At 71.8% G+C, this 26637-nt stretch carries 23 protein-coding genes; 16 read left to right on the top strand and 7 right to left on the bottom strand.

Features of this window, described 5'->3' with window-relative positions; translation table 11 throughout:
• Positions 1–64 precede the first annotated feature (64 nt).
• From ACFW9Z_RS11905 to ACFW9Z_RS11915, 3 genes are all read left to right on the top strand, one after another.
• Complete coding sequence (locus tag ACFW9Z_RS11905) at positions 65–1261, top strand: glycoside hydrolase family 64 protein (RefSeq protein ID WP_384638164.1); 1197 nt, start codon at positions 65–67, stop codon at positions 1259–1261.
• Between the two features lie 165 nt (positions 1262–1426).
• On the top strand, positions 1427–2161 hold the full coding sequence (locus ACFW9Z_RS11910; RefSeq protein ID WP_384638167.1) for a carbonic anhydrase: 735 nt from the start codon (positions 1427–1429) through the stop codon (positions 2159–2161).
• A 333-nt stretch (positions 2162–2494) separates the two neighbouring features.
• Positions 2495–4132 (top strand): ABC-F family ATP-binding cassette domain-containing protein, encoded by a 1638-nt coding sequence (locus ACFW9Z_RS11915; RefSeq protein ID WP_384638169.1) that lies wholly within the window; start codon positions 2495–2497, stop codon positions 4130–4132.
• A 78-nt stretch (positions 4133–4210) separates the two neighbouring features.
• Here the strand turns inward: ACFW9Z_RS11915 and ACFW9Z_RS11920 are convergent, their stop codons facing one another.
• From ACFW9Z_RS11920 to ACFW9Z_RS11930, 3 genes are all read right to left on the bottom strand, one after another.
• The gene (locus tag ACFW9Z_RS11920) at positions 4211–6658 is read right to left on the bottom strand and encodes a Tex family protein (protein WP_384638172.1); all 2448 of its coding nucleotides are present in this window, start codon (positions 6656–6658) and stop codon (positions 4211–4213) included.
• Positions 6659–6852: 194 nt separating this feature from the next.
• The gene (locus ACFW9Z_RS11925) at positions 6853–7719 is read right to left on the bottom strand and encodes a hypothetical protein (RefSeq protein ID WP_384638175.1); all 867 of its coding nucleotides are present in this window, start codon (positions 7717–7719) and stop codon (positions 6853–6855) included.
• Positions 7720–7812: 93 nt separating this feature from the next.
• Positions 7813–8577 carry an enoyl-CoA hydratase/isomerase family protein gene (locus tag ACFW9Z_RS11930; RefSeq protein WP_384638177.1) on the bottom strand — a complete coding sequence of 255 codons (765 nt, stop codon included), beginning with the start codon at positions 8575–8577 and terminating at the stop codon, positions 7813–7815.
• Positions 8578–8657: 80 nt separating this feature from the next.
• Between ACFW9Z_RS11930 and ACFW9Z_RS11935 the strand changes: the two genes are divergently transcribed.
• Both ACFW9Z_RS11935 and ACFW9Z_RS11940 read left to right on the top strand, forming a co-directional pair.
• Positions 8658–9335 (top strand): HdeD family acid-resistance protein, encoded by a 678-nt coding sequence (locus tag ACFW9Z_RS11935; protein WP_384638180.1) that lies wholly within the window; start codon positions 8658–8660, stop codon positions 9333–9335.
• 146 nt (positions 9336–9481) lie between these two features.
• On the top strand, positions 9482–9937 hold the full coding sequence (locus ACFW9Z_RS11940) for an ATP-binding protein (RefSeq protein WP_384638183.1): 456 nt from the start codon (positions 9482–9484) through the stop codon (positions 9935–9937).
• A 27-nt stretch (positions 9938–9964) separates the two neighbouring features.
• Here ACFW9Z_RS11940 and idi read toward each other — a convergent pair whose 3' ends face one another.
• The 4 genes from idi to galE form a co-directional block, all read right to left on the bottom strand.
• Entirely contained in the window at positions 9965–10558 is a 594-nt protein-coding gene (gene idi, locus ACFW9Z_RS11945) for an isopentenyl-diphosphate Delta-isomerase (RefSeq protein ID WP_384638185.1), read from the bottom strand.
• 147 nt (positions 10559–10705) lie between these two features.
• A complete protein-coding gene (locus ACFW9Z_RS11950) occupies positions 10706–11974 on the bottom strand; it encodes a GNAT family N-acetyltransferase (protein WP_384638188.1) in 1269 nt (422 codons plus the stop codon).
• 241 nt (positions 11975–12215) lie between these two features.
• Positions 12216–13157 carry a cation diffusion facilitator family transporter gene (locus ACFW9Z_RS11955; RefSeq protein WP_384638190.1) on the bottom strand — a complete coding sequence of 314 codons (942 nt, stop codon included), beginning with the start codon at positions 13155–13157 and terminating at the stop codon, positions 12216–12218.
• 157 nt (positions 13158–13314) lie between these two features.
• The gene (galE, locus tag ACFW9Z_RS11960; protein ID WP_384638193.1) at positions 13315–14304 is read right to left on the bottom strand and encodes a UDP-glucose 4-epimerase GalE; all 990 of its coding nucleotides are present in this window, start codon (positions 14302–14304) and stop codon (positions 13315–13317) included.
• A 296-nt stretch (positions 14305–14600) separates the two neighbouring features.
• On the opposite strand from galE, the gene ACFW9Z_RS11965 reads away from it, so the two are divergent.
• The 11 genes from ACFW9Z_RS11965 (at position 14601) to ACFW9Z_RS12015 (ending at position 26504) form a co-directional block, all read left to right on the top strand.
• A complete protein-coding gene (locus ACFW9Z_RS11965; protein ID WP_384638259.1) occupies positions 14601–16376 on the top strand; it encodes a DUF5941 domain-containing protein in 1776 nt (591 codons plus the stop codon).
• Positions 16373–17110 carry a sugar phosphate nucleotidyltransferase gene (locus ACFW9Z_RS11970; RefSeq protein ID WP_384638196.1) on the top strand — a complete coding sequence of 246 codons (738 nt, stop codon included), beginning with the start codon at positions 16373–16375 and terminating at the stop codon, positions 17108–17110. The genes ACFW9Z_RS11965 and ACFW9Z_RS11970 overlap by 4 nt, the downstream gene beginning before the upstream one ends.
• A complete protein-coding gene (locus tag ACFW9Z_RS11975) occupies positions 17098–18159 on the top strand; it encodes an iron-containing alcohol dehydrogenase family protein (protein WP_384638199.1) in 1062 nt (353 codons plus the stop codon). The genes ACFW9Z_RS11970 and ACFW9Z_RS11975 overlap by 13 nt, the downstream gene beginning before the upstream one ends.
• Positions 18137–18916: a CDP-alcohol phosphatidyltransferase family protein gene (locus tag ACFW9Z_RS11980; protein ID WP_384638202.1), complete on the top strand. Its 780-nt coding sequence runs from the start codon at positions 18137–18139 to the stop codon at positions 18914–18916. Before ACFW9Z_RS11975 ends, ACFW9Z_RS11980 begins: the two co-directional genes overlap by 23 nt.
• An 8-nt stretch (positions 18917–18924) precedes the next feature.
• Positions 18925–19797, top strand: a complete 873-nt coding sequence (locus ACFW9Z_RS11985) for a glycosyltransferase family 2 protein (RefSeq protein ID WP_384638262.1) — start codon at positions 18925–18927, stop codon at positions 19795–19797.
• Between the two features lie 101 nt (positions 19798–19898).
• Positions 19899–20828 carry an ABC transporter permease gene (locus ACFW9Z_RS11990; protein ID WP_384638205.1) on the top strand — a complete coding sequence of 310 codons (930 nt, stop codon included), beginning with the start codon at positions 19899–19901 and terminating at the stop codon, positions 20826–20828.
• Positions 20821–21606 (top strand): ABC transporter ATP-binding protein, encoded by a 786-nt coding sequence (locus ACFW9Z_RS11995; protein WP_384638208.1) that lies wholly within the window; start codon positions 20821–20823, stop codon positions 21604–21606. Before ACFW9Z_RS11990 ends, ACFW9Z_RS11995 begins: the two co-directional genes overlap by 8 nt.
• A 432-nt stretch (positions 21607–22038) precedes the next feature.
• Positions 22039–22950 carry a squalene synthase HpnC gene (gene hpnC, locus ACFW9Z_RS12000; protein ID WP_384638211.1) on the top strand — a complete coding sequence of 304 codons (912 nt, stop codon included), beginning with the start codon at positions 22039–22041 and terminating at the stop codon, positions 22948–22950.
• 29 nt (positions 22951–22979) lie between these two features.
• The gene (hpnD, locus tag ACFW9Z_RS12005) at positions 22980–23900 is read left to right on the top strand and encodes a presqualene diphosphate synthase HpnD (RefSeq protein ID WP_384638214.1); all 921 of its coding nucleotides are present in this window, start codon (positions 22980–22982) and stop codon (positions 23898–23900) included.
• Positions 23901–24018: 118 nt separating this feature from the next.
• Complete coding sequence (gene hpnE, locus ACFW9Z_RS12010) at positions 24019–25404, top strand: hydroxysqualene dehydroxylase HpnE (RefSeq protein WP_384638217.1); 1386 nt, start codon at positions 24019–24021, stop codon at positions 25402–25404.
• Entirely contained in the window at positions 25401–26504 is a 1104-nt protein-coding gene (locus ACFW9Z_RS12015) for a polyprenyl synthetase family protein (protein WP_384638220.1), read from the top strand. The genes hpnE and ACFW9Z_RS12015 overlap by 4 nt, the downstream gene beginning before the upstream one ends.
• Positions 26505–26637: the final 133 nt, after the last annotated feature.

Here is a 26637-nt window from a genome sequence, read left to right on the forward strand (position 1 = left end):
CCCCCGTACCACCCGCGGATTTCCCCGTTCCACCCACGGATTTCGCCCGATGAGGAGGACGAGCATGCCCGCTCCATGGAGAGGCCTCGCTTCGCTGACCGCCGCGCTGGCCCTGGCCCTCGGTCTGACCACCGGCCTCGGCGGGACCCCCGCCGAGGCCGCGGTGCCCGCCACCATCCCGCTGACCATCAAGAACGACTCGGGACGCGCCGACCAGATCTACGTCTACAACCTCGGAACGCAGCTCTCCACCGGCCGCCAGGGCTGGGCCGACGCGAACGGCACGTTCCATCCCTGGCCCGCCGGGGGCAACCCGCCCACTCCGGCGCCGGACGCCTCGATCGCCGGGCCGCGCAACGGGCAGTCGGTGACGATCCGGATGCCGAAGTTCTCCGGCCGCGTCTACTTCTCGTACGGTCAGAAGCTCGACTTCAGGCTCACCACCGGGGGCCTCGTCCAGCCCGCGGTGCAGAACCCGAGCGACCCGAACAGGAACATCCTCTTCAACTGGACCGAGTACACGCTCAACGACGCGGGCCTGTGGATCAACAGCACCCAGGTCGACATGTTCTCCGCTCCCTACGCCGTCGGAGTCAAGACGCCCAGCGGCTCGGTCAAGAACACCGGCCGCCTCAAGGCGGGCGGCTACAACGCCGTCCTCAACGGGCTCCGCAACCAGTCCGGCGGCTGGGCCGGCCTCATCCAGACCCGGCCCGACGGTACGGTCGTGCGCGCCCTGTCCCCGGGGCACGGCGTCGGTTCCGGTGCCCTGCCGGCCGGGATCATGAACGACTACATCAACCGGGTCTGGAGCCGCTACAGCAGCTCCGTCCTCACGGTGACCCCCTTCGCGCACGAGCCGAACACCAAGTACTACGGCCGGGTCTCCGGGAACGTCATGAACTTCACCAACAGCGCGGGCGCCGTCGTCACCTCGTTCCAGAAGCCGGACTCCGACAGCGTCTTCGGCTGCTACAAGCACCTGGACGCCCCCAACGACCACGTACGCGGTCCGATCTCCCGCACCCTGTGCGCGGGCTTCAACCGCTCCACCCTGCTGAACGGTACGAACCACCCCGACAACAACGCGGCGAACTTCTACCGGGACTCCGTGACCAACCACTACTCCCGCCTCATCCACGCGCAGATGGTGGACGGCAAGGCGTACGGCTTCGCCTTCGACGACGTCGGCGCCCATGAGTCGCTGGTCCACGACGGCAACCCCCAGGAAGCGTTCATCACGCTCGACCGGTTCAGCTGACCGGCTCTCCCTGTTCCCGGACGGGTGGTGTGACACGCTCGGCTGTGTCACACCACCCGCCCAGGATGGGCCCTTCGCCCTCGCCCGGCCAAGAGATGGTCAAGGTGTGGCCAAGGGGAGTCAGGTGCCAACTCGCCTCAGCCGTACGAGGGTTAGCGTCCGGCTGTGAGACTCACCCGACCCGCCCGGACGGCGCCGACCACGCGCCGCACCCTTCTCCGTGCCTCCGCCGCCACCGCGGCGGCGGGCCTCCTCACCGCCGGGTCCTCGCCCGTGGGCGCCACCCCGCGGGCCCCGGCCGCGCCCCCGGCCAGGCCCACGACCCCCGCCGCGGCGCTGAAGGAACTCGCCGCCGGGAACCGCCGGTGGCGCACGCTGCGCCAGCGCCACCCCCACGAGGCCGTCGCGGTGCGCCGCGCGCTGGTGTCCGGGCAGTCGCCCTTCGCACTGATACTCGGCTGCATCGACTCCCGTGTCCCGCCGGAGCTGGTCTTCGACCAGGGGCTCGGCGACCTGATGAGCGTCCGCTCAGCCGGAGAGGTGCTGGACGAGGCGGTCCTCGGCAGCATCGCCTACGGCGTCCTCGAACTGGGTATCCCGCTGGTCATGGTCCTGGGGCACCAGTCGTGCGGCGCGGTCGCCGCCGCCGTGCACGCGGAGGAGACCGGGGAGCGCCTGCCCGCGCACATCCAGTACGTGGCCGACCGGATCAAGCCCGCGATCGTTCACTCGCAGCACGGTGACGCACGCGTGGACGCCACGGTCAGCGCCCAGGTCCGGCTGGTCCGGGACCGGCTCGCGCGCGAGGCCGACCTCGCGGCGAAGGTGGCCGCCGGGAAACTGGCGATAGTGGGCGCGCGGTACGAACTGAGCACCCAGCTGGTCCACCGGATCGGCTGACCGCCCGGCGGGCCCCGGGCAGAAGGACAGAACGGAGAACGCGCTCGGGGCGGATGGACGGACGGCCGCGCGTCGGGCGAGCGACCGCCCGGCGGCCGGGACCGGCTCGACGGCGCCGGGCGGTACCGGGCGCCAGGCGCCCGCACGCCGTCGCCCGGCTGAGGCCGCCTGGCCCGGCCGCGCACCGAAGGCCGCGCACCCGTGGCCGGGCAGGGCAGGGCCGATGCCGCCCGGCGTGGCCAGGTCCGAGCCGACACCGCGCCCCGCGGCCAGGACCAGGCCAACACCGCCCGGCGTGGCCACAGACACGCGGCCATTAGAATCGGCCCCCTGATGACTGCCACCCTCGTCGCCAAGGACCTCGCCGCCGGACACGGTGACCGCACGCTCTTCGCCGGACTCGACCTCGTCGTCGCCCCCGGAGACGTGATCGGTCTCGTCGGAGTCAACGGCGCCGGAAAATCGTCCCTGCTCCGCCTGCTCGCCGGACTCGACCGCCCCGAGGAGGGCGAGCTGCGGCTCTCCCCGCCCACCGCCACCGTCGGCCACCTCCCGCAGGAGCCCGAGCGGCGCGAGGGCGAGACCGTGGCCGCGTTCCTGGCCCGCCGCACCGGGGTCGCCGACGCCCAGCGCGCCATGGACGAGGCGACCGAGGGCCTGGTCGCGGGGGCCCCGGGCGCGGACGACGCGTACTCCGAGACCCTGGAGCGCTGGCTCGCCCTCGGCGGTGCCGACCTGGAGGAGCGGGCCGCGCAGGTCGCCGCCGAGCTGGGGCTCACCGTGAGCCTGGAGCTGCCGATGACGGCGCTCTCCGGCGGCCAGGCGGCGCGCGCCGGACTCGCCTCCCTCCTCCTCTCCCGCTATGATGTCTTCCTGCTGGACGAGCCCACCAACGACCTCGACCTCGACGGCCTGGAGCGGCTGGAGCGCTTCGTCTCGGGGCTGCGGGCCGGGACCGTCGTCATCAGCCACGACCGCGAGTTCCTGATGCGCACGGTCACCAAGGTGCTGGAACTCGACCTCGCCCAGCAGCAGATCAACCTCTACGGCGGTGGGTACGCGGCCTATCTGGAAGAGCGCGAGACCGCCCGGCGGCACGCCCGCGAGGGGTACGAGGAGTACGCGGACAAGAAGGCCGCCCTTGAGGCGCGCGGCCATATGCAGCGCTCCTGGATGGACAAGGGCGTCAAGAACGCCCGCCGCAAGGCCACCGACGGCGACAAGCTCGGCCGCAACGCCCGCAGCGAGGCGAGCGAGAAGCAGGCGGCGAAGGCCCGGCAGACCCAGCGCATGATCGAGCGCCTGGATGTCGTCGAGGAGCCGCGCAAGGAGTGGGAGCTGCGGATGGAGATCGCCACCGCCCCGCGCTCCGGATCGGTCGTCGCGACCCTGCGCGAGGCCCAAGTGGTGCGCGGCGACTTCTCGTTCGGCCCCGCCTCGCTCCAGATCGACTGGGCCGACCGGGTCGCCATCACCGGAGCCAACGGCGCGGGCAAGTCCACCCTGCTCGCCGCCCTGTTGGAGCGGCTCCCGCTCGACTCCGGTCATGCCGCGCTCGGTTCGGGCGTGGTGGTCGGCGAGGTCGACCAGGCCCGCAGGCTCTTCCTCGGCTCCCAGTCGCTGCTGGAGGCGTTCTGTGCCGCCGTGCCCGACACGGAACCTGCCGAAGTCCGCACGCTGCTCGCCAAGTTCGGCCTGCGCGCCGACCATGTGATGCGCCCGGCCACCAGCCTCTCCCCGGGCGAACGCACCCGCGCCGCCCTCGCCCTGCTCCAGGGCCGGGGCGTCAACCTCCTGGTGCTCGACGAGCCGACGAACCATCTGGACCTGCCCGCCATCGAGCAGTTGGAGGCGGCCCTGGAGAGCTACACGGGCACGCTGCTGCTGGTCACCCACGACCGGCGGATGCTCGAAGCGGTCCGCACCACGCGCCGCATCGAAGTGGCGGACGGCCAGGTCAAGGAAGTCTGAGAAGTCCGGGCGGAGTTACGGAGTTACGGAGGTGGGGGCGGGCCGCACGCGGCGATCCGCCCCCACCTCCTTTCCGTCTCAGCGGCCCCGGCCACCCTGCTTCGGGTCGGTCAGCCCGGCCCGCCGCAGCGCATCGGCCATCGCGCTGTTCGCCGGAGCCGGAGCGCCCTGCCCCTGCCGGGAGCCCCCGCCACCACCGCGCCGGTCCCGGCCGCCCCCCTGACGGCCCTGGCCGCCACCGGACCCCTGACCGCCCTGCCCCTGCCGCTGCTTCGGCGGACGGGCGCCCCGCTCACCGCGGCCCTCACCACGCCCCTGCCCGCCGCCGGAGCCACCGCCCGCGCCCGGCTCGTCGTCCAGCCGCAGCGACAGCGAGATCCGCTTGCGCGGGATGTCGACGTCCATGACCTTGACCTTCACGATGTCCCCGGGCTTCACGACCTCGCGCGGGTCCTTCACGAATGTCTTGGACAGCGCCGACACATGCACCAGACCGTCCTGGTGGACGCCGATGTCGACGAACGCGCCGAACGCCGCCACGTTCGTCACGACGCCCTCCAGCACCATGCCGGGCTCCAGGTCGCCCAGCTTCTCGACGCCCTCCTTGAAGGTCGCCGTACGGAACGCGGGTCGCGGGTCGCGCCCCGGCTTCTCCAGCTCCTTCAGGATGTCCGTCACGGTCGGCAGCCCGAACATGTCGTCCACGAAGTCCGCCGCGCGCAGCGACCGCAGCGCCTCCGCGTTGCCGATCAGCGAGGCCACCTCGCCGCCCGCCGTCTTCCCCATCCGGCGCACCACCGGGTACGCCTCCGGGTGCACGCTGGAACCGTCCAGCGGATCGTCGCCGCCCCGGATCCGCAGGAAGCCCGCGCACTGCTCGTACGCCTTCGGGCCCAGCCGCGCCACGTCCTTGAGCGCCTTGCGGGAGCGGAAGGGGCCGTTGGTGTCGCGGTGCGCCACGATGTTCTCGGCGAGGCCGGAGCTGATCCCCGAGACCCGTGAAAGCAGGGGAGCGGAGGCGGTGTTGACGTCCACGCCGACGCCGTTCACACAGTCCTCGACGACCGCGTCCAGCGAGCGCGAGAGCTTTACCTCGGACAGGTCGTGCTGGTACTGGCCGACGCCGATCGACTTCGGGTCGATCTTCACCAGCTCGGCCAGCGGGTCCTGGAGCCGCCGCGCGATCGAGACCGCGCCGCGCAACGACACGTCCATGTCGGGCAGTTCCTGCGAGGCGAAGGCGGAGGCGGAGTACACCGAGGCGCCCGCCTCCGAGACCATTACCTTGGTGAGCTTCAACTCCGGGTGCTTGTCGATCAGTTCACCGGCGAGCTTGTCCGTCTCACGGGAGGCCGTGCCGTTGCCGATCGCGATCAGGTCGACCGCGTGCTCCTTCGCCAGGTGCGCCAGCTTAGCCAGCGCCTGGTCCCACTTGTTGGCGGGCACATGCGGGTGGATCACATCGGTGGCCACCACCTTGCCGGTGGCGTCGACGACCGCGACCTTCACCCCCGTACGGAATCCGGGGTCCAGGCCCAGCGTGGCGCGCGTCCCGGCCGGGGCGGCGAGGAGCAGATCGCGCAGGTTCGAGGCGAAGACCCGTACCGCCTCGTCCTCCGCCGCCGTGCGCAGCCGCAGCCGCAGGTCGATCCCCAGGTGCACCTGGATCCGGGTCCGCCACGCCCAACGCACCGTGTCACCCAGCCACTTGTCGGCCGGGCGGCCCCGGTCCGCGACGCCGAAGCGGCGGGCGATCATGTTCTCGTACGCGGACGGGCCCGGCCGTTCGGCGGCCTCGGGCTCCTCCGGCTCCAGGACCAGATCGAGGGCGTTCTCCTTCTCGCCCCGCAGCATCGCGAGCACCCGGTGCGAGGGCAGCGCGGTGAACGGCTCCGCGAAGTCGAAGTAGTCGGCGAACTTGGCGCCCGCCTCCTCCTGGCCCTCACGCACCTTCGCCGCCAGCCGGCCGCGCGTCCACATGCGCTCGCGCAGCTCACCGGTCAGGTCGGCGTCCTCGGAGAACCGCTCGGTGAGGATCGCCCGCGCGCCCTCCAGGGCCGCCGCCGCGTCCGCCACACCCTTGTCGCCGTCCACGAACGCGGCGGCCGCGGCGAGCGGATCGGCCGACGGGTCGCCGAGCAGGCCGTCCGCCAGCGGTTCGAGCCCCGCCTCGCGGGCGATCTGGGCCTTCGTCCGCCGCTTCGGCTTGAACGGCAGGTAGATGTCCTCCAGGCGCGCCTTGGTCTCGGCGCCCCGGATCGCGGCCTCCAGCGCGGCGTCGAGCTTGCCCTGTTCGCGGACGGATTCGAGGATCGACGTACGCCGGTCCTCCAGCTCCCGCAGATAGCGGAGCCGCTCCTCCAGCGTGCGCAACTGCGCGTCGTCGAGCGATTCGGTCGCCTCTTTGCGGTAGCGCGCGATGAACGGCACGGTGGACCCGCCGTCGAGCAGCTCGACGGCCGCCCTGACCTGTCGCTCACGTACGCCGAGCTCCTCGGCGATCCTGCCTTCGATGGACGTCGTCACGGTTTTCCCGACTCGCCTTCTCGTACTGGCTGTGCTGGCCGTGCCCGTGGTGCGGTGAGCACGCTCTTACCGGGGGTGGTGATCCCCTTCGCCTGCATTGTGCCGGGTGGCCGGGGCCCCTGTCGCCCGACCTCCTGGAACACGCCCGGAGCCCCCGCACCGCGCGCGAGGGCCCCGGTGCGGCAGCGCGGGGGTCAGCGCCCGGTCGCCTCGGCCGGGAACGCGCCCGCCGCGGCCGCCGTGAAGAGGAAGCCGCGCCCCAGCTCGGTGAGCCGCTCCACCCCTTCGGCGCCCAGATGCTCGTACGGGGCCAGGTCCATCCGGTCCGTCGCCTCCTCCACCTCCGCGCGCAGCGCCGTCCCCGCACTGGTCAGCGGGGGCTCCTCGCCCGCCTCCAGCAGCCCGCGCTCCCGCAGCCGGTCCGAGGCCGCCTCCCAGTCGGTGCGGCGCCAGCCCCGGGAGGAGAGGATCCAGCGGATCGCCATCCCCTTGCCGGTGGCGGTGTGGCTGACCAGCGACTCCAGCGGGTCCAGTCCGGCGGCGAGCAGGGCGGCCAGATGCGCGTCGCCCCGGTGCTCGCGCAGCAGGGTCGCCGCGTGCCAGAACGCCAGGTGCGGCTCGTCGGGCACCTCCAGCTCCGCGTGCGCGGCGTACAGCGGCCGGGCGTGCGGGGTGCACGCCTCGGTGGCGCGCAGCGCGAGCCGGGCCGCCTCCGCCATCTCCTCGGAGGCGATGATCTCCTCCCCGAGCACCCGCCGCAGCGTCGCGTCCGCCGCCCGCAGCCGCGCCCCGAGGACCTGCTCCGGCGAGGCCACGGACCAGACGGCGGGTACGTGCCGCGCCACCAGGGCGGGGTTGAAGTTGTAGAACGTGGCGGTGACGGTGCCCGCCCCCACGGCCCCGAGCGCGGCGGCTCGGGTGGCGAAGTAGGCGGCGCTGGGGTCCTCGATGCCGAGCTTGCCCAGCTCGGCGCCCAGGTCGGGGGAGAAGAAGAGGCACGAGTGCAGCGGGTTGACGGCGTTGTGACAACGGCGTTCCGCGCGGGCCGGAAGAGTACGCATACCCGCACGTTACCGACTGGTCGGTACGGCAGGAACCCCGGGGAGCGAAAGGGGAGGGGGCAGGGCGCTGCGTACGTCACCGCCGCCGGAGTCTCACCCGGCAGACCCCGTGGTGTAGGTGAAGCGCGGCTCGCGCCGGTCCAGGAAGGCGGCGACCCCCTCGGCGGTGTCGCCGCTGGAGCGCGCCTGCCCGGCCCAGTACGCGTCCCGGTCCTGCCGTCCCGCCGCGAACTCCTTCGCCGCCGCCTGGGTCAGCTGGGAGCGCGAGGCCAGGACCGCCGCGTACGCCGCCACCCGCTCGTCCAGGCCGCCGGCCGGCAGCACCTCGTCCACCAGTCCGGTGCGCAGGGCCCTCTCCGTGCCGATCAGCTCACCGGAGAACAGCAGGTGCTTCGCCGCGGCCGGGCCGACCAGGGCGACCAGCCGTCGGGTGGAGGACGACGGGTAGACGATGCCGAGCTTGGCCGGGGTGACGCCGAAGAGCGCGCCTTCCTGCGCGAACCGCAGATCGCAGGCGGCCGCGAGCTGGCTGCCGCCGCCCACGCAGTAGCCGCGCACCGCCGCGAGCGTCGGCCGGGGGAAGGCGGCCAGCGCCTCCTCGGCCGCCACCGCAAGCGCCTGGGCGTCCCCGGAGCCCTCCCGCAGCGTGGAGATGTCGGCCCCGGCGCAGAAGGTGTCCCCGGCGCCCGTCAGCACCAGCACCCGGACGGCCGGATCGGCGGCCAGCCGCTCCAGCAGCTCCGGCAGGCCCCGCCACATCGCGGCGGTCATCGCGTTGCGCTTGGCGGGGTGGCTGATCACGACGGTGGCGACACCGCCGTCGACGGAGGGGAGGAGCTGGGGTTCCGTACGGTCCATGGGCCGGATGCTATCCGTACGGTTCGAACCTATGATCAAGAAGGGGTCGCGAAGCGGACACGCACCGTAAGGAGCTGTCGATGGACGGACCCACTGCCGAGGGCAGGAAGCACGGACGCACCGCCACGGGCGGCAAGCGCGGACCCGCCGCCGAGGGGAGGAAGCTGACCCGCAGTTTCAGCTGGCTCGCCCTCCTCGGCACGCTGCTGGTGATCGCGGGGATCATCGGCCTGGTCTACACCGGCCTCGCCACCCTCACCTCCATGCTGCTCTTCGGCTGGCTGCTGCTGATCGGCGGCATCGTCGGTCTGGCGCACGCGATCGAGTCGCGCGGCACCAACTACTTCTGGCTGGGCGTCGTGGTCGCCGCCCTGAACCTCGCCGCCGGTGTGGTGGTCATCCGCCACCCGCAGGGCACCGCCGAGGCCCTGACCATGTTCGCCGCGCTGCTCTTCCTGACCGGCGGGGTGTTCCGGCTGGTCGGCAGCGTCGTCGTACGCGGTCCGCAGATGGGGTGGACGCTGCTGCAAGGGGCCTTCGGGCTGCTGCTGGGGCTGCTGGTGCTGTTCGACTGGCCGCACAGCAGCCTGTACGTTCTCGGGGTCTTCTTCTCGCTGGCCCTGCTCTTCGACGGGCTCGGGCTGATTGCCATCGGGGTGGGCGGCCGACGCATCGTCAGCCTGGTCTCGGATCGGCTCGATGTACCTGGCCCGACTACGGACAGTTCGCCCAAGGCCCCGGAAGACGGACAGAAATAGTCCACCGCCTGGCACCGTCGCTCACCTTCGGTCAAATAGCGCCGATACACAGCTATTTACGATCAGTGGCACGGTATGGACCAAGCCATTCCCAACACTCTTTACTCGACGGTCAGTGCAGTGCGAGTGAGAGCTGGTGCCGGACGATGGAGAGCCTCGGAAGCCCCCCTGTTGATCCCGTGTCGTACGAGGGGGTGTGGCGTTTCACCGCCCCCGCCGTTGACGTGTCCGTGCCCCAGGCCCGGCACGCCGTGCGCGACCTCCTCGGCCGTCAGGGCGTGCCGATCGAGGACGACATCCTCCAAGGGCTGCTGCTGATCGTCTCGGAGCTGGTCACCAACGCCGTGAAACACGCGGCGCTGCTCTCGCCGGAGCTGGCGGTCGAGGTGGCCATCGGCGCCGACTGGGTCAGGGTGTCGGTCGAGGACAGCCACCCCTACCGGCCCACCGCGCTGGAGACGGACTACGCGCAGACCGGCGGCCGCGGGCTGCTGCTGGTCAAGGAGATCACCGCCGAGGCGGGCGGGACCTGCGATGTGGAGCACATCGCGAGCGGCGGCAAGATGATCTGGGCGGCGCTGCCGTTGAAGACGCAGCTCTGACCGCCCCGTACCCGCTCGGAGAGCCGGTCACCAGCCCGCGGACGGCCCCGTCAGCTCACGGATCGCCGGCCGCGCCGCGTCCAGCACGGTCATGAACCACGCCGAGAACGGCGCGTCGGCATGCCGCTCGGCGAGCTCCGCCGCCGTCACGAACGCCGTCTCACCGACCTCCTCGGGATCCGGCTTCAGCTCCTCCTGCGCCATCCCCACGAACAGGTGGTTGAACTCCTGCTCCACCAGGCCCGAAGCCGGGTCCGGGTGGTTGTAGCGGACCGTGCCCGCCTCCGCGAGCAGCGAGGGCGCGATCCCCAGCTCCTCGTACGTACGCCGGGCGGCCGCCGCGAAGGGGGCCTCACCCGGGTAGGGGTGCCCGCAGCAGGTGTTCGACCAGACGCCGGGGGAGTGGTACTTGCCGAGCGCCCTGCGCTGGAGCAGCAGCCGGCCCTGCTCGTCGAAGAGGAAGACGGAGAACGCGCGGTGCAGCTGCCCGGGGGCCTGGTGGGCCGCCAGCTTCTCCGCGGTGCCGATGGTGGTGCCGTTCTCGTCGACCAGTTCGAGCATGATCGCTTCTGCGGTGCCGTTCGACGAGCTGTGCGTCGCGGTGGCTGGTGTGGTCGGCATACCCATCCTTCGCTTTGGTCCCCGGCCTCGTGCGCCGGACCCCTGGAGTCCGGTCAAGTCTGCCGTACAAAAGCCGCTTGTCCGCACTTCGGGTCCGGGCATGTCCGTCCCGCCGCGCCCGGCGAGCGCGACGGGACGGACGGGCCGTCAGACCCCGAAGGCCGCCGGATAACGGATCATGCCCGCCGGAACCGGGACGGAATCGTCCAGTACCAGCGCCATCATCGCCTCGTCCGGCACCTCGAAACCTGGCCGGATCCCGTAACGGGAGGCCGGTACGCAACCGAAGCGCGTGTAGTACTCGGGATCACCGAGCACCACCACGAGCGCCTCCCCGCGCACCCGTGCCGCATCGAGCGCCGCCCGCACCACGGCCTGACCGGCCCCCTGCCGCTGGTATGCGGGCGAGGTGGCCACCGGGGCCAGCGCGAGCGCCGGGGCGTCCCCGACCCGGCACCGGGTCAGCAGCGCGTACGCCGCCACGGACCCGTCCGGCGCCTCGGCGACGTACGACAGCTCCGGCAGCCAGGCCTCCGCGTCGGCCCGCAGGGCGTCCACGAGGCCGGCCTCGTCCGGGGTCGGGAACGCGGCCGTGTTGACCGCGCGCACGGCCTCCCGGTCCGCCGCCGTCTCCGGCCGGGTGGTCCAGCGGGGGTCGGCCGGGCGCAGCACGTACGCGGCGTAGCCGTACTCCGCGCCGTGCTCACGCCGTACGGCCAGCTCCTCACGGGTGGCCGCGAGCGCCCACTCCATGCCGGGAGCCGTCGGGTCGGCGGCCGCCACCCGCTCGGCGAGCGGAACGTAGTACGCGTCCCAGTCGCTGTCGGGCTGGAGCAGTACCGCCGGGACCGTGCAGCCCGCGGCGACGGCCGCCGCGGTGGTCTCGGGCAGGGTGCGCAGGGAGCCGTTGCGGTCCCAGAACGCGCGCGCCCCGGCCGAGGGAGCGTCGGTGGTCCAGACGCACTCGGAGACCACCATCGCGCCGCCCGGGGCGAGCAGCCGCTGCCACTCCCGTACGGCGGTGGCGAAGCCGATGCAGTACGCGGAGCCCTCGGCCCAGACGAGGTCGAAGGAGCCCACGGGGAACTCCGGACCGGTGAGGTCGGCCATGTCGGCGCGGACCGTACGGATACGGTCGCCCAGGCCGCGTGCCTCGGCCGCCTCGCGCAGCTCGTCCAGGAACGGCTGGTGCAGGTCGACCGCGGTCACCTCGGCGCCCGCCTCGGCGGCGAGCAGCAGGGCGGCCCGGCCGGGACCGCAGCCCAGGTCGAGGACGCGCGGACGGTCGGGGAGCGGACCGGCCAGAGCGAGCAGCCGGCGCGTGGTGACGTCGGAGCCGGGGCTCTGCCGGGGAAGACGGTGGTGCAGGGTGAAGAACGCCTCGGTGCGCGAGGCATCGTCGGTGTGGTCGGTCAACGTGGGAACCCTTGGGTGCGAGGGCTCCGACCCGATCCGAAAAGAGAGTGAAGAACGGACCTAGCCGGAAACCCGGGAGATGAGGGAAGAACGATTGCTGCGCCGGGAAGGCGTCGTCGCGACCGTCATCAACCTCAGCTCCTCTCGAAAGGGTCCCGGTCCGTCCGGGGCGTTCACCGTGAGACTGGAACGTCTCATCGAAAACACACTAACATCCCTGCCGCACCCGCCTCGGGGCAGATCAGTGGCAGAGGTGCGCCTCGTGCTCCGCGTGACCGCTCGGCTCCAGCTGGAAGGTGCAGTGCTCCACGTCGAAGTGGTCCCCGAGGCAGCCCTGCAGTTCGTGCAGCACCTTCTCGTGCCCTATCGAGTCGAGCATCTCCTGGCGCACCACCACATGCGCGGAGAGCACCGGCATCCCCGAGGTGATCGTCCAGGCGTGCAGGTCGTGGACGCTCAGGACACCGGGCAGCGCCGTGATGTAGGCCCGTACCTCCGCCATGTCCACACCCTTGGGCGCCGCCTCCAGGAGCACGTTCAGGGTCTCCCGCAGCAGCTTGATGGTCCGGGGGACGATCATCAGGCCGATCACCAGGGAGGCGATCGGGTCGGCGGCCTGCCAGCCGGTCGCCATGATGATGGCCGCCGAGACGATCACGGCGACCGAGCCCAGGGTGTCGGCCAGCACCTCCAGGTAGGCGCCGCGCACGTTCAGGCTCTCCTTCTGCCCACGCATCAGCAAAGAGAGGGAGACGATATTGGCCACCAGACCGACGGCGGCGAACGCGATGGCGAGCCCGCCCTTGGTCTCGGCCGGGGTGATGAACCGGTCGACCGCCTCGAAGATCAGATAGCCGCCGACCCCCAGCAGCAGCAGGCAGTTGGCGAGCGCCGCCAGGATCTCGGCCCGGGCGAAGCCGAAGGTGCGGTTCGGCCCGGCCGGACGGTTGGCGAAGTGGATGGCCAGGAGCGCCATCCCGAGCCCCAGGGCGTCGGTGGCCATATGGGCGGCGTCGGCGATCAGGGCCAGCGAGTTGGAGAGCACCCCACCGACGATCTCCATGACCATCACGCTCAGTGTGATGGTCAGGGCGACGCGCAGCCTGCCCCGGTACGCGGCGGCCGCCGTGCCGGTCGGAGGCGGACCGCCGTGCGTGTGCCCGTGATCGTGCCCAGCCCCCATGTGAAACGCCTCCAGGTCCGTTCGACGGCGCCGGACGGAACCGCCCGACGCCGACCAGTGAACTACGGGTGGGGGGTATGGGGCAACACGGGACTGAACACCGTTGTCATGTGCTCTGACCTGCGGAAACGTTCCGCAGGTCAGAGCGCTGACGTGATCATTTACGGGTGTCGGCGCGGGCCTCCGGGTGGCGCAGGCACCACCCTTCCCAGGCCGACTCCACCATCGAGCGGACGTCCCGGCGGGCGGTCCACCCCAGCTCCTGGACCATCCGGGCGTCCGACGCCACCGCCTTCGCCGCGTCCCCGGCGCGGCGCGGTTCCACGACCGGCTTCACCGCGTGCCCGGACACCTCCAGGATCACGTCGATCAGCTCCCGTACCGAGACGCCCTCGCCCCGGCCGATGTTCAGCGTCAGATCGCCGCCCTCCCGCACGGACAGCTTCCGGGCGGCGGCGAGGTGCGCCTCGGCCAGGTCCGCGACATGGATGTAGTCGCGGATGCACGTGCCATCGGGCGTCGGGTAGTCGTCGCCGAAGATCCGGGGCGCATCACCGCGCGTCAGCCGGTCGAAGACCATCGGGACGATGTTGAAGATCCCGGTGTCCGCGAGCTCGGGCTTGCCCGCGCCCGCCACGTTGAAGTACCGCAGACAGGCGGTCGAGATCCCGTGCGCCTTCCCGGCCGCCCGCACCAGCCACTCCCCGGCGAGCTTGGTCTCGCCGTACGGGTTGATCGGCAGGCAGGGCGTCTCCTCGGTGATGAGGTCCACATCCGGTACGCCGTAGACGGCCGCCGACGACGAGAGGACGAAGCGCCCCACACCCGCCGCGACCACGGCCTCCAGCAGCACGGTCAGCCCGGCGACGTTCTCCCGGTAGTAGAGCAGCGGCTGCTCCACGGACTCGCCGACCTGCTTCTTCGCCGCGAGATGCACCACACCGCTCACCGCGTGATCGGCCAGCACCCGGTCCAGCAGCGCCCGGTCCGAGGCCGAGCCCTCCACCAGCGTGACGGCGTCCGGCAGCCGGTCCACGACACCTGTGGAGAGGTCGTCGAGCACCACGACCCGCTCTCCCGCCGCGGCCATGGCCCGCGCCACGTGTGCCCCGATGTAACCCGCCCCGCCTGTGATCAGCCATGTCATGACGGCCAGCCTATGCGTCGAGCTCCATGGGCCCGACCGGCGGTTTGTGGGCCGGGGCACCGATCGATGATGATGATCGCGAACGGCACGGGCTCCAGCAGGTCCACCCGAACAGCGCACAAACGGGTGGTGAACTCGGTCTTCCGTTCATCCGATAGCCTCAGCCGACACACCGCCGGCCCGCCTCGTGGCCGTGCTGCGGCGTGTCGTCCACCGTCAGTGCCAAGGAGTGAGTTCGTCTGTCGACCGCCATCCTCACCGGTACGCCGGTACCCGGGTCGTCGCTCGCGGACGACCTGCGGTCCCTGGGCTTCGACGTACAGAGCGCCGTCGACGCCGGTGACGCCGCAGCACTCCTCGCCGCCGCCCCGGCGGGCCGCCGGGTCGCGCTCGTCGACCCGCGCTTCGTGGGCCACCGCCACGCACTGCGGCTCGCACTGACCGACCCGCGCTTCGCCGCCGCCACCGTCCCCGGTGCGCTCACCGCCCGGCCCGAGGCCCGCGGGGCCCTGCTGCGCGCCCTGCACCGCACCACGGCCGCCGTCGGCGCGGGCGCCCCCGTCGTCGACCCGGACACCGACCCGGCGCCCGAGGACCGCACCGTCCCCGGCCGCATCGCCGTCGCGCTGGAGGCCGAGGGCGTCGCCGTACAGCGCCCCGCCCTCGGTTCGCTCGTCGCGGCCGTGCCGACCGGCCCCGAGCAGGAGGCCGCCGCCGCGGCCCGGCTCGCCTCGGTCGACGACGAGGCGGTACGGCTGCGCGGCGCGGTCAAGGCCCACGACGGCTTCTTCACCACCTTCGCCATCAGCCCCTACTCCCGCTACATCGCCCGCTGGTGCGCCCGCCGGGGCCTCACCCCCAACCAGGTCACCACCGCATCGCTGATCACCGCGCTCATCGCGGCGGGCAGCGCGGCCACCGGGACCCGGGGCGGCTACATCGCCGCCGGCATCCTGCTCCTGGTCTCCTTCGTGCTGGACTGCACCGACGGGCAGCTCGCCCGCTACTCGCTCCAGTACTCCACGATGGGCGCCTGGCTGGACGCCACCTTCGACCGGGCCAAGGAGTACGCGTACTACGCCGGGCTCGCCATCGGTGCCGTACGCGGCGGCGATGACGTCTGGGTGCTGGCGCTCGGCGCGATGGTCCTCCAGGCCTGCCGCCATGTCGTGGACTTCTCGTTCAACGAGGCCAACCACGACGCGGTCGCCAACACCAGCCCCACCGCCGCCCTCTCCGACAAGCTCGACAGCGTCGGCTGGACGGTCTGGGCGCGCCGGATGATCGTGCTGCCGATCGGTGAGCGCTGGGCCATGATCGCGGTGCTCACCGCCTTCACCACACCCCGGATCGTTTTTTACGCCCTGCTCGTCGGCTGCGCCCTGGCCGCCTGCTACACCACCGCGGGCCGCCTCCTGCGCTCGCTGACCCGCAGGGCCAGCCGCACCGACCGCGCCGCCCAGGCCCTCGCGGACCTCGCCGACTCCGGCCCCCTCGCCCAGGGCGTCGCCGCCCTCGCCCCCGGACTCCGGGGCGCGTTCACGGCCCCGGCCGTGGCCCTGCTCGGGGCCCTCGTGATGATCGGCGCCGCGCTCCTCCTCCCGTACGGCAGCCCGCTCACCGTCGCCGCCGCGGCGGTGTACGTGGTCCTCTCCGGCCTCGCCGTCGCCCGCCCGCTCAAGGGCGCCCTCGACTGGCTGGTGCCGCCGTTCTTCCGGGCCGCGGAGTACGTCACGATCCTCGTGCTGGCCGCCCGCAGCGACGTACCGCATGCCGTTCCGGCGGCCTTCGGGCTCGTTTCGGCCGTCGCCTACCATCACTACGACACGGTGTACCGCATCCGCGGAGGCACCGGCGCGCCGCCCCAGTGGCTGGTGCGGACGATCGGTGGACACGAGGGCCGTACCGCGCTGGTGGCCGTCCTCGCCGCCGTACTCACCCACGCCTCAGGTTTCACCACGGCTCTCACCGCCCTCGCGGTGGCCGTGGCTCTGGTGGTGCTCGTGGAGTCCATCCGCTTCTGGGTGTCCTCCTCGGCCCCCGCCGTACACGACGAAGGAGAACTCGCATGATCGGCCTCGTACTGGCAGCCGGTGCAGGACGACGTCTGCGCCCCTACACGGACACGCTCCCCAAGGCGCTCGTCCCTGTCGACGGCGACAAGACGGTCCTCGACCTCACGCTGGCCAACTTCGCGGCGGTCGGGCTCACCGAGGTCGCGATCGTCGTCGGCTACCGCAAGGAAGCCGTCTATGCGCGCAAGGCCGAGCTGGAGGCGACGTACGGCCTCACCCTCACGCTCATCGACAACGACAAGGCCGAGGAGTGGAACAACGCCTACTCCCTGTGGTGCGCCCGTGACGTCATCAAGCGCGGTGTGATCCTCGCCAACGGCGACACCGTGCACCCGGTCTCCGTCGAGAAGACCCTCCTGGAAGCCCGCGGCAAGGGCCAGAAGATCATCCTCGCCCTGGACACCGAGAAGAGCCTCGCCGACGAGGAGATGAAGGTCATCACCGAGGAGGGCAAGGGCGTCCAGCGCATCACCAAGCTGATGGACCCGGCCACCGCGACCGGTGAGTACATCGGCGTCACCCTCATCGAGGCCGAGGCTGCCGAGGAGCTCGCGGACGCGCTCAGGACCACCTTCGAGCGCGACCCCGACCTCTACTACGAGGACGGCTACCAGGAGCTCGTCAACCGCGGCTTCACCGTCGACGTGGCCCCCATCGGCACCGTGACCTGGGTCGAGATCGACAACCACGACGACCTCAAGAAGGGCCGTGAGATCGCGTGCCAGTACTGACCCGGCTCATTCCGTCCCCGGTCGTCGTCGACATCCGGCGCGGCGCCATGGACGATCTGGCGGGTCTCCTGGCCGATCAGCGGATCTCCTCCTCGGGCAAGCTCGCCATCGCGATCAGTGACGGATCCGGGCGCGCCCTCAAGGAAAGGCTCGCCCCGGTCCTGCCGGGTGCCGACTGGTATCCGGTCTCCGACGGCACGATCGACTCCGCGGTGAAGCTCGCCGACGGCATCAAGGGCAACCGGTACGACGCGGTGGTGGGCCTCGGCGGCGGCAAGATCATCGACGTGGCGAAGTACGCCGCGGCGCGGGTCGGGCTGCCGATGGCCGCCGTCGCGACGAACCTCTCGCACGACGGCCTCTGCTCCCCGGTCGCCACCCTGGACAACGACAACGGGCGCGGCTCCTACGGGGTCCCCACCCCGATCGCCGTGGTCATCGACCTCGACGTGATCCGTGAGGCGCCCGCCCGCTACGTCCGCTCCGGCATCGGCGACGCGATCTCGAACATCTCCTGCGTCGCCGACTGGGAGCTGGCCCACGAGGTCAACGGCGAGGAGATCGACGGACTGGCCGCCGCGATGGCCCGGCAGGCCGGTGAGGCCGTGCTGCGCCACCCCGGCGGGGTCGGCGACGACGCCTTCCTGAAGGTGCTGGCCGAGGGGCTCGTGCTCACCGGCATCTCGATGTCGGTCGCGGGCGACTCGCGCCCGGCGTCCGGTGCCTGCCACGAGATCAACCACGCCTTCGACCTGCTGTACCCCCAGCGCGCGGCCAGCCACGGCGAGCAGGTCGGCCTCGGCGCCTGCTTCGCCATGCACCTGCGCGGTGCCCGGCAGGAGTCCCTCCTGATGGCATCGATACTGCGCCGCCACGGTCTGCCGGTCCTGCCCCAGGAGATCGGGTTCAGCGTCGACGAGTTCGTCAAGGCTGTCGACTACGCGCCGCAGACGCGCCCGGGACGCTTCACGGTCCTGGAGCACCTCAACCTGTCCATCGACCAGATCAGGGACGCGTACGACGACTATGCGACGACCATCAGTAGCTGAACTCCGTCCGGTCGTGCACCCCCCGGGGGTGAAGGACCGGCGCAGCGGCGAGCACTGGGCCGGGCGCATGTACATGCGGGAGGTCTCCCTCCGCGTGGACCGCTACCTGGTGAACACCCGCATCACGCCGAACCAGGTCACGTACGTGATGACGCTGGCCGCCGTCCTGGCCGCCCCGGCCCTCCTGGTGCCGGGTATCTGGGGCGCCCTGCTCGGCGTGCTGATGGTCCAGCTCTACCTGCTCTTCGACTGCGTGGACGGCGAGCTGGCCCGCTGGAAGAAGCAGTACTCGCTCAGCGGGATCTACCTGGACCGGGTCGCCGCCTACTTCTGCGACGCGGCGGTCCTCGTCGGGCTCGGTCTGCGCGCCGCCGACATCTGGGGCGAGGGCCGCACCGACTGGCTCTGGGCGTTCCTCGGGACCCTCGCCGCCCTCGGCGCGATCCTGATCAAGGCCGAGACCGACCTGGTCGGCGTGGCCCGCCACCAGGGCGGGCTGCCCCCGGTCAAGGAGGCGGCCTCCGAGCCGCGCTCCTCCGGCATGGCGCTGGCCCGCCGGGCGGCCGGGGCGCTCAAGTTCCACCGGCTGATCCTCGGGATCGAGGCCTCGCTGCTGATCCTGCTGGTGGCGATCGTCGACACGATCGGCGGCGACCTCTTCTACACCCGCCTCGCCACGGCCGTCCTGGCCGGCATCGCGCTGCTCCAGACCCTGCTGCACCTGGTGTCCGTCCTGGCGTCCAGCAGGCTGAAGTGACCTCTGCCATGAAACTGGGCGCGGTGATCATCACCATGGGCAACCGCCCCGACGAGCTCCGCGCCCTCCTCGATTCGGTCACCGCGCAGGACGGTGACCGCATCGAGGTCGTGGTGGTCGGCAACGGGGCCCCGGTCCCGGACCTCCCGGCCGGGGTGCGGACCGTGGAGCTGCCCGAGAACCTGGGCATCCCCGGCGGCCGCAACGTCGGCATCGAGGCGTTCGGCCCGTCCGGCGCCGAGGTGGACGCCCTGCTCTTCCTGGACGACGACGGGCTGCTCCCCGGACGGGACACCGCCGAGCTCTGCCGGCAGGCGTTCGGGGCGGACCCGAGGCTCGGCATCATCACCTTCCGGATCGCCGATCCGGAGACGGGTGCCACCCAGCGCCGCCATGTGCCCCGGCTCCGGGCGGCCGACCCGATGCGCTCCTCGCGCGTGACGACCTTCCTGGGCGGCGCCAACGCCGTACGGACCAAGGTCCTCGCCGAGGTCGGCCCGCTGCCGGAGGAGTTCTTCTACGCCCACGAGGAGACGGACCTGGCCTGGCGGGCGCTGGACGCGGGCTGGATGATCGACTACCGGGCGGACATGGTGCTGAACCACCCCACCACCGCTCCCTCCCGGCACGCGGTCTACCACCGCATGGTGGCCCGCAACCGGGTCTGGCTGGCCCGCCGTAACCTGCCCGCCCCGCTGGTACCCCTCTATCTCGCGGTCTGGCTGCTGCTGACCCTGGTCAGACGCCCGTCACGGCCCGCGCTGAAGGCATGGTTCGGCGGTTTCCGGGAAGGCTGGGCGACGCCCTGCGGACCTCGCCGCCCGATGAAGTGGCGTACGGTGTGGCGGCTGACGAGGCTGGGCCGCCCTCCGGTCATCTGAGAGGCTTTCCTCTGAGAGCATGAGGCGTATTTTCTTTCCGGAACCTGTCCGCCTGAGCCGCGCCCGCGACTGGCTGCGCGTGAAGACGAGAGTTTCAACTTGTGAGTGACACGACCCACGACGGTGGGGTAGCCCTCGGGACCCCGCCGTCCGCCGACGAAGGCCTCGGCGCGGCCCAGCTGGCCGCCAAGTACGGCCTGACCGTGAGCGGCGCCCGGCCGGGGCTCTTCGCCTACATGAGACAGCTCTGGGGCCGGCGCCACTTCATCCTGGCCTTCTCCCGGGCGAAGCTGACCGCACAGTACAGCCAGGCCAAACTGGGCCAGCTGTGGCAGGTGGTCACCCCTCTCCTGAACGCCGCTGTCTATTACCTGATCTTCGGACTCATCCTGGGGACCAGGAAGGGGATCCCCGAGGACGTCTTCGTGCCGTTCCTGGTCACCGGCGTCTTCGTCTTCACCTTCACCCAGAGCTCGGTGATGGCGGGTGTCCGGTCGATCTCCGGCAACCTCGGACTGGTCCGGGCCCTGCACTTCCCCCGGGCCTCGCTCCCCATCTCCTTCGCGATCCAGCAGCTCCAGCAGCTGATGTTCTCGATGATCGTGCTGCTCTCGGTCGTCATGATCTTCGGCAGCTACCCCTCGCTGTCCTGGCTCCTGGTGATCCCCGCCCTGATCCTCCAGTTCTTCTTCAACACCGGCCTCGCCCTCATCATGGCCCGGCTCGGCTCCAAGACCCCCGACCTCGCCCAGCTGATGCCGTTCGTCACGCGGACCTGGATGTACGCCTCGGGCGTCATGTTCTCCATCCCGGTGATGCTCGCGGACAAGCCGGCCTGGATCGCCGACGTGCTCCAGTACAACCCGGCGGCCGTCTACATGGACCTCGTCCGCTTCGCCCTGATCGACGGGTACGGCTCCGAGAACCTGCCGGACCACGTCTGGGCCGTGGGCCTCGGCTGGGCCGTGCTGCTGGGCGTCGTGGGCTTCGTGTACTTCTGGAAGGCAGAGGAACGGTACGGCCGTGGCTGAGGACAACACGCAGGGACGGATTCCCACGGTCATCGCGGACGATGTCCACATCGTCTACCGGGTCAACGGCACCGGCGGCGGCCGGGGCAGCGCCACGGCGGCGCTCAGCCGCATGATGCGCCGCTCCAAGGGCGAGCCGCGCGGGGTCAGGACCGTGCACGCCGTGCGCGGTGTCTCCTTCACCGCCTACCGGGGCGAGGCCATCGGCCTCATCGGCAGCAACGGCTCCGGCAAGTCGACGCTGCTGCGGGCCATCGCGGGCCTGCTGCCCACCGAGTCCGGCCATGTCTACACCGACGGCCAGCCCTCGCTGCTCGGGGTGAATGCGGCGCTGATGAGCGATCTGACCGGCGAGCGCAACGTGGTGCTGGGCGGTCTGGCCATGGGCATGAGCCGCGAGGAGGTCCGCGAGCGCTACCGCGAGATCGTGGAGTTCTCCGGGATCAACGAGAAGGGCGACTTCATCACCCTGCCGATGCGGACGTACTCCTCCGGCATGGCTGCCCGCCTGCGGTTCTCCATCGCCGCCGCCAAGAACCACGACGTCCTCATGATCGACGAGGCGCTCGCCACCGGAGACCGGAAGTTCCGGGTCCGCTCGGAGGCGCGGATCCGTGAGCTCCGCAAGGAGGCGGGCACCGTCTTCCTGGTCAGCCACAACAACAAGTCGATCCGGGACACCTGCGACCGGGCGCTCTGGCTGGAGAAGGGCGAACTCCTGATGGACGGCCCCACCGAGGAAGTCCTCAAGGCGTACGAGCGCGAGACGGGCAAGTAGTTTCCCAGCCATCCGTGGCCTCCGCCGGAACCGGTCCGGCGGAGGCCACTGCGGTGTGCGGGGGCGGCGGGCCGGGCGCCGCAGACCACCCGCAGTACGCCTCGGGGGGCGATCTCCTCCCGGCGGATGACGTCAATCCACCGGCGTACGGGGAAGGTTGGCAGGCGGTCCGGTTCCGGCCCCGCGGGTACTCCACCCCGCCGTACCCCTGTGAGCTGTACAACGTAAGCTGTAGCGGTGCTGATTCATGGCAAGTGGGGCGATACGTCCCCGGCGCACCGCCCGCTGTGCCGCAGTGCACTCGGAAGAACGAGCGGCGTGTCCGAAAAGGGATGTTTTGGGTCAGCAGTGTAGAACGGGAGATGTGACGGCAATGACGGAAAATCTCCAGCTCCGACGTGGTTTCGCCGTCCCCGCGCCGGGCGGTCCGCAGTGACCACCACCCCACAGGCGCGCACCGGTGACGCCACCCTCGGCAAGGCCGCGGACGAGAACTTCCCCGTGGCCCCCTTCTTCCTGCCCCGCGCCTGGCGCGACGACCTGATGGCGGTCTACGGCTACGCCCGGCTCGTCGACGACATCGGCGACGGCGACCTCGCCCCCGGCGGTGCCGACGCCCGCCACCTGGGCCTGGAGCCGGAGCAGAGCGACGACCGGCTCGCCATGCTCGACGCGTTCGAGGCGGACCTGCACCGGGTCTTCGCCACCACCGGCCAGGAGCCCCGTCACCCCCTGCTGCGCGCCCTGCGCCCCACCGTGCGGCGCCGCGCGCTCACCCCCGAACCCTTCCTCGGCCTGATCGAGGCCAACCGGCAGGACCAGAAGGTCCGCCGCTACGCCACCTACGAGGAGCTCGCCGCCTACTGCGAGCTCTCCGCCAACCCGGTCGGCCGCCTGGTCCTCGCCCTCACCGGCACCACCAGCCCCGAACGCGTACGCCGCTCCGACGCGGTCTGCACCGCGCTCCAGATCGTCGAGCACCTCCAGGACGTGACCGAGGACCTCGGGCGCGACCGGATCTATCTGCCCGCCGAGGACCTGGACCGCTTCCGGGTCACCGAGGCCGACCTGGCCGTACCGTCCGCGGGCGCCTCGGTCCGTGCCCTGATCGCCTACGAGGCCGAACGCGCGAGCGAGCTGCTGAATGAAGGCGCCCCCCTCGTGGGTAGCGTCAACGGCAGACTCAAGATCCTGCTCGCCGGATTCGTCGGCGGCGGGCGCTCCGCCCTCACGGCGATCTCGGCCGCCGGGTTCGACGTACTGCCGGGGCCGCCCAAGCCCACCAAGCCGAGCATGCTGCGCGAAGCCGCAGTCGTCCTGCGAAGAGCGCGTAGAGAGAGGTGAGCCGGACCGTGGAGGGACAGACGACGTCCATGTCGCCGCCGGTACAGGCCGCATACAGTTACTGCGAGGCCGTCACCGGACAGCAGGCCCGTAACTTCGCCTACGGCATCAGGCTGCTGCCGTACGAGAAGCGGCAGGCCATGTCGGCGCTGTACGCCTTCTCCCGTCGGGTCGACGACATCGGCGACGGCGAGCTGGACCCGGTGACCAAGCGGACCCGGCTGGAGAGCACCCGCGAGCTGCTCGACCGGGTCCGGCACGGCAAGGTCGAGGAGGACGACACCGACCCGGTGGCCGTCGCCCTCGCCGACGCCGCCCGCCGCTTCCCGCTGCCGCTCGACGGACTCGATGAGCTGATCGACGGCGTCCTGATGGACGTCCGGGGCGCCACGTACGAGACCTGGGACGACCTGAAGACCTACTGCCGCTGTGTCGCGGGCGCCATCGGACGCCTCAGCCTCGGTGTCTTCGGTACGGAACCGGGCGCACCCGGCGCCGAGCGGGCCGCCGAGTACGCCGACACCCTCGGCCTCGCCCTCCAGCTCACCAACATCCTCCGCGACGTCCGCGAGGACGCCGCCAACGGCCGCACCTACCTCCCGGCGGAGGACCTGGCCAAGTTCGGCTGCTCCGCCGGATTCCACCGGACCACGCCGCCGCCCGGCTCCGACTTCGCGGGGCTCGTCCACTTCGAGGTGCGCCGGGCCCGCGCCCTGTTCGCCGAGGGGTACCGCCTGCTGCCGATGCTGGACCGCCGGAGCGGCGCCTGCGTCGCCGCCATGGCCGGGATCTACCGCCGCCTCCTGGACCGGATCGAGCGCGACCCGGAGGCCGTGCTGCGCGGCCGGGTCTCGCTGCCCGGCCACGAGAAGGCGTACGTCGCGGTGCGCGGCCTCTCCGGCCTTGACGCCCGCCATGTCTCGCGGCTGACCGCCCGGGGGAGGGCCTGATGCGCTCCGGCCCGGCCGCCGCCCGGTCAACCCTCCGGTGGCCCGACGCGTCCACCACTGCGACGATTTCTTCCGGGGCGCCCCGGCGACCGGTGACGACCCGCCGAGAGGGGCAGGCATGAGCGAGGAGACCCCGCGCCCCGTCGCGGTCGTCGTCGGAGGAGGACTCGCCGGTGTCACGGCGGCCCTCCGCCTCGCCGACTCCGGGCTCGACGTGACCCTGCTGGAAGGGCGGCCCCGCCTCGGCGGCCTCGCCTTCTCCTTCCAGCGCGGCGACCTCACCGTCGACAACGGCCAGCACGTCTACCTCCGCTGCTGCACCGGCTACCGCTGGTTCCTCGACCGCGTCGACGGCGCTCACCTGGCCCCCCTCCAGGACCGCCTGGACGTCCCCGTGCTGGACGTCGGCCGGGAAACCGGACCCCGCCTGGGACGGCTGCGGCGCACCGGCCTGCCCGTACCGCTGCACCTCGCCGGGGGGCTCGCGGCCTATCCGCACCTCTCCCTCGCCGAGAAGGCGGGCGTCGGCCGCGCCGCCCTCGCGCTGGGGCGCCTCGACCCCGCCGACCCGGCGCTGGACCGCATCGACTTCGCCACCTGGCTGAAGCGGCACGGCCAGTCCGAGCGCACCATCGAGGCCCTCTGGGATCTCGTCGGCGTCGCCACCCTCAACGCCACCGCGCCGAACGCCTCCATGGCGCTGGCCGCCAAGGTCTTCAAGACCGGCCTGCTCTCCGACCCCGGCGCCGCCGACATCGGCTGGGCCACCGTCCCCCTCGGCGAGCTGCACGACACTCTGGCCCGCAAGGCCCTGGACACCGCGGGCGTCCGCACCGAGCTGCGCGCCAAAGTGTCCTCCCTGACCCGCACCGAGGACGGCCGCTGGAGCGTCGAGACGGTGGGGGAGCGGATCACCGCCGACACCGTCGTGCTGGCCGTCCCGCAGCACGAGACCCACGATCTGCTGCCGGCCGGTGCCCTGGACGAGCCGGACCTGCTCCTGGACATCGACAACGCGCCCATCCTCAACGTGCACGTGATCTACGACCGCAAGGTGCTGCGCCGCCCGTTCTTCGCGGCGATCGGCTCCCCGGTCCAGTGGGTCTTCGACCGTACGCACTCCTCGGGGCTGAAGGGCCCCGGGCAGTATCTCGCGGTCTCCCAGTCCGCCGCCCAGGACGAGATCGACCTGCCCGTCGCCGAGCTGCGGACCCGCTATCTGCCCGAGCTGGAGCGGCTCCTGCCCGCCGCCCGGGGCGCGGGCATCCGGGACTTCTTCGTCACCCGCGAGCGCACCGCCACCTTCGCGCCCGCCCCGGGCGTCGGCCCGCTGCGCCCCGGCCCCCGCACCCGGCTGCCCGGACTCCACCTGTCGGGCGCCTGGACCGCCACCGGCTGGCCCGCGACCATGGAGGGCGCCGTGCGCAGCGGCTTCCACGCCGCCGACGCCGCCCTCCAGGACCTCGGCCGCCCCCATGGACATCCGCTGCAGGAGGCGGCATGAGCAGTACCACCGGAACAAGAGGAGAGTCAGTGACCCCGGCGAATCCGGCTTCCGACACCGTGGACCAGACCACGGACGTCACCGCGCTTCTGGAGCGCGGACGAGTCCTGTCAGCGCCGGTGCTGCGGGCTGCCGTGGACCGGCTGGCGCCGCCCATGGACACCGTCGCGGCCTACCACTTCGGCTGGATCGACGCCGAGGGGCGGCCCTCGGACGGCGACGGCGGCAAGGCCGTGCGCCCCGCGCTCGCCCTGCTCTCGGCCGAGGCCGCGGGCGCCCCCGCCGAAGCGGGCGTCCCCGGCGCCGTGGCCGTCGAACTCGTGCACAACTTCTCGCTGCTGCACGACGACCTGATGGACGGCGACGAGCAGCGCCGCCACCGCGACACCGTGTGGAAGGTCCACGGCCCCGCCCAGGCGATCCTGGTCGGCGACGCGCTCTTCGCCCTCGCCTACGACCTCCTGCTGGAGCTCGGCACGGTCGAGGCGGGCCGTGCGGCCCGCAGGCTGACCACCGCGACCCGCAAGCTCATCGACGGGCAGGCCCAGGACATCTCCTACGAGCACCGCGAGCGGGTCACCGTCGAGGAGTGCCTGGAGATGGAGGGCAACAAGACCGGCGCCCTGCTGGCCTGCGCGGTCTCCATCGGCGCGGTGCTCGGCGGCGCCGACGACCGCACCGCCGACACCTTGGAGACGTACGGCTACCACCTCGGCCTCGCCTTCCAGGCCGTCGACGACCTGCTCGGCATCTGGGGCGACCCGGAGGCCACCGGCAAGCAGACCTGGAGCGATCTGCGCCAGCGCAAGAAGTCCCTCCCGGTCGTCGCCGCGCTCGCCGCGGGCGGCCCGGCCTCCGAGCGGCTGGGCGAACTGCTCGCGGCCGACGCCAAGAGCAGTGACTTCGACAGCTTCTCCGAAGAGGAGTTCGCCGCCCGCGCGGCGCTCATCGAGGAGGCGGGCGGCCGCGAGTGGACCGCCCAGGAAGCCCGTCGCCAGCATGCGGTCGCCATCGAGGCGCTGCACGGTGTCGACATGCCGCACCAGGTACGGGCGCAGCTCACCGCGCTCGCGGACTTCGTCGTCGTACGAAAGAGATGATCACCATTCGCATATGACTCGCAGTCGCCGGGCCGCGCGCCGCCCCCGGGCGCCCGGCCCCGGGGTCCCCCACACCGCCCAGGTCCGGGCTCGTTTAAAAAAAAGAAGCAGGCCACGACCACCCAAGAGTATA

Origin of the sequence: Streptomyces sp. NPDC059452, from assembly GCF_042750035.1 — a bacterium.
Classification (GTDB): Bacteria; Actinomycetota; Actinomycetes; order Streptomycetales; family Streptomycetaceae; genus Streptomyces.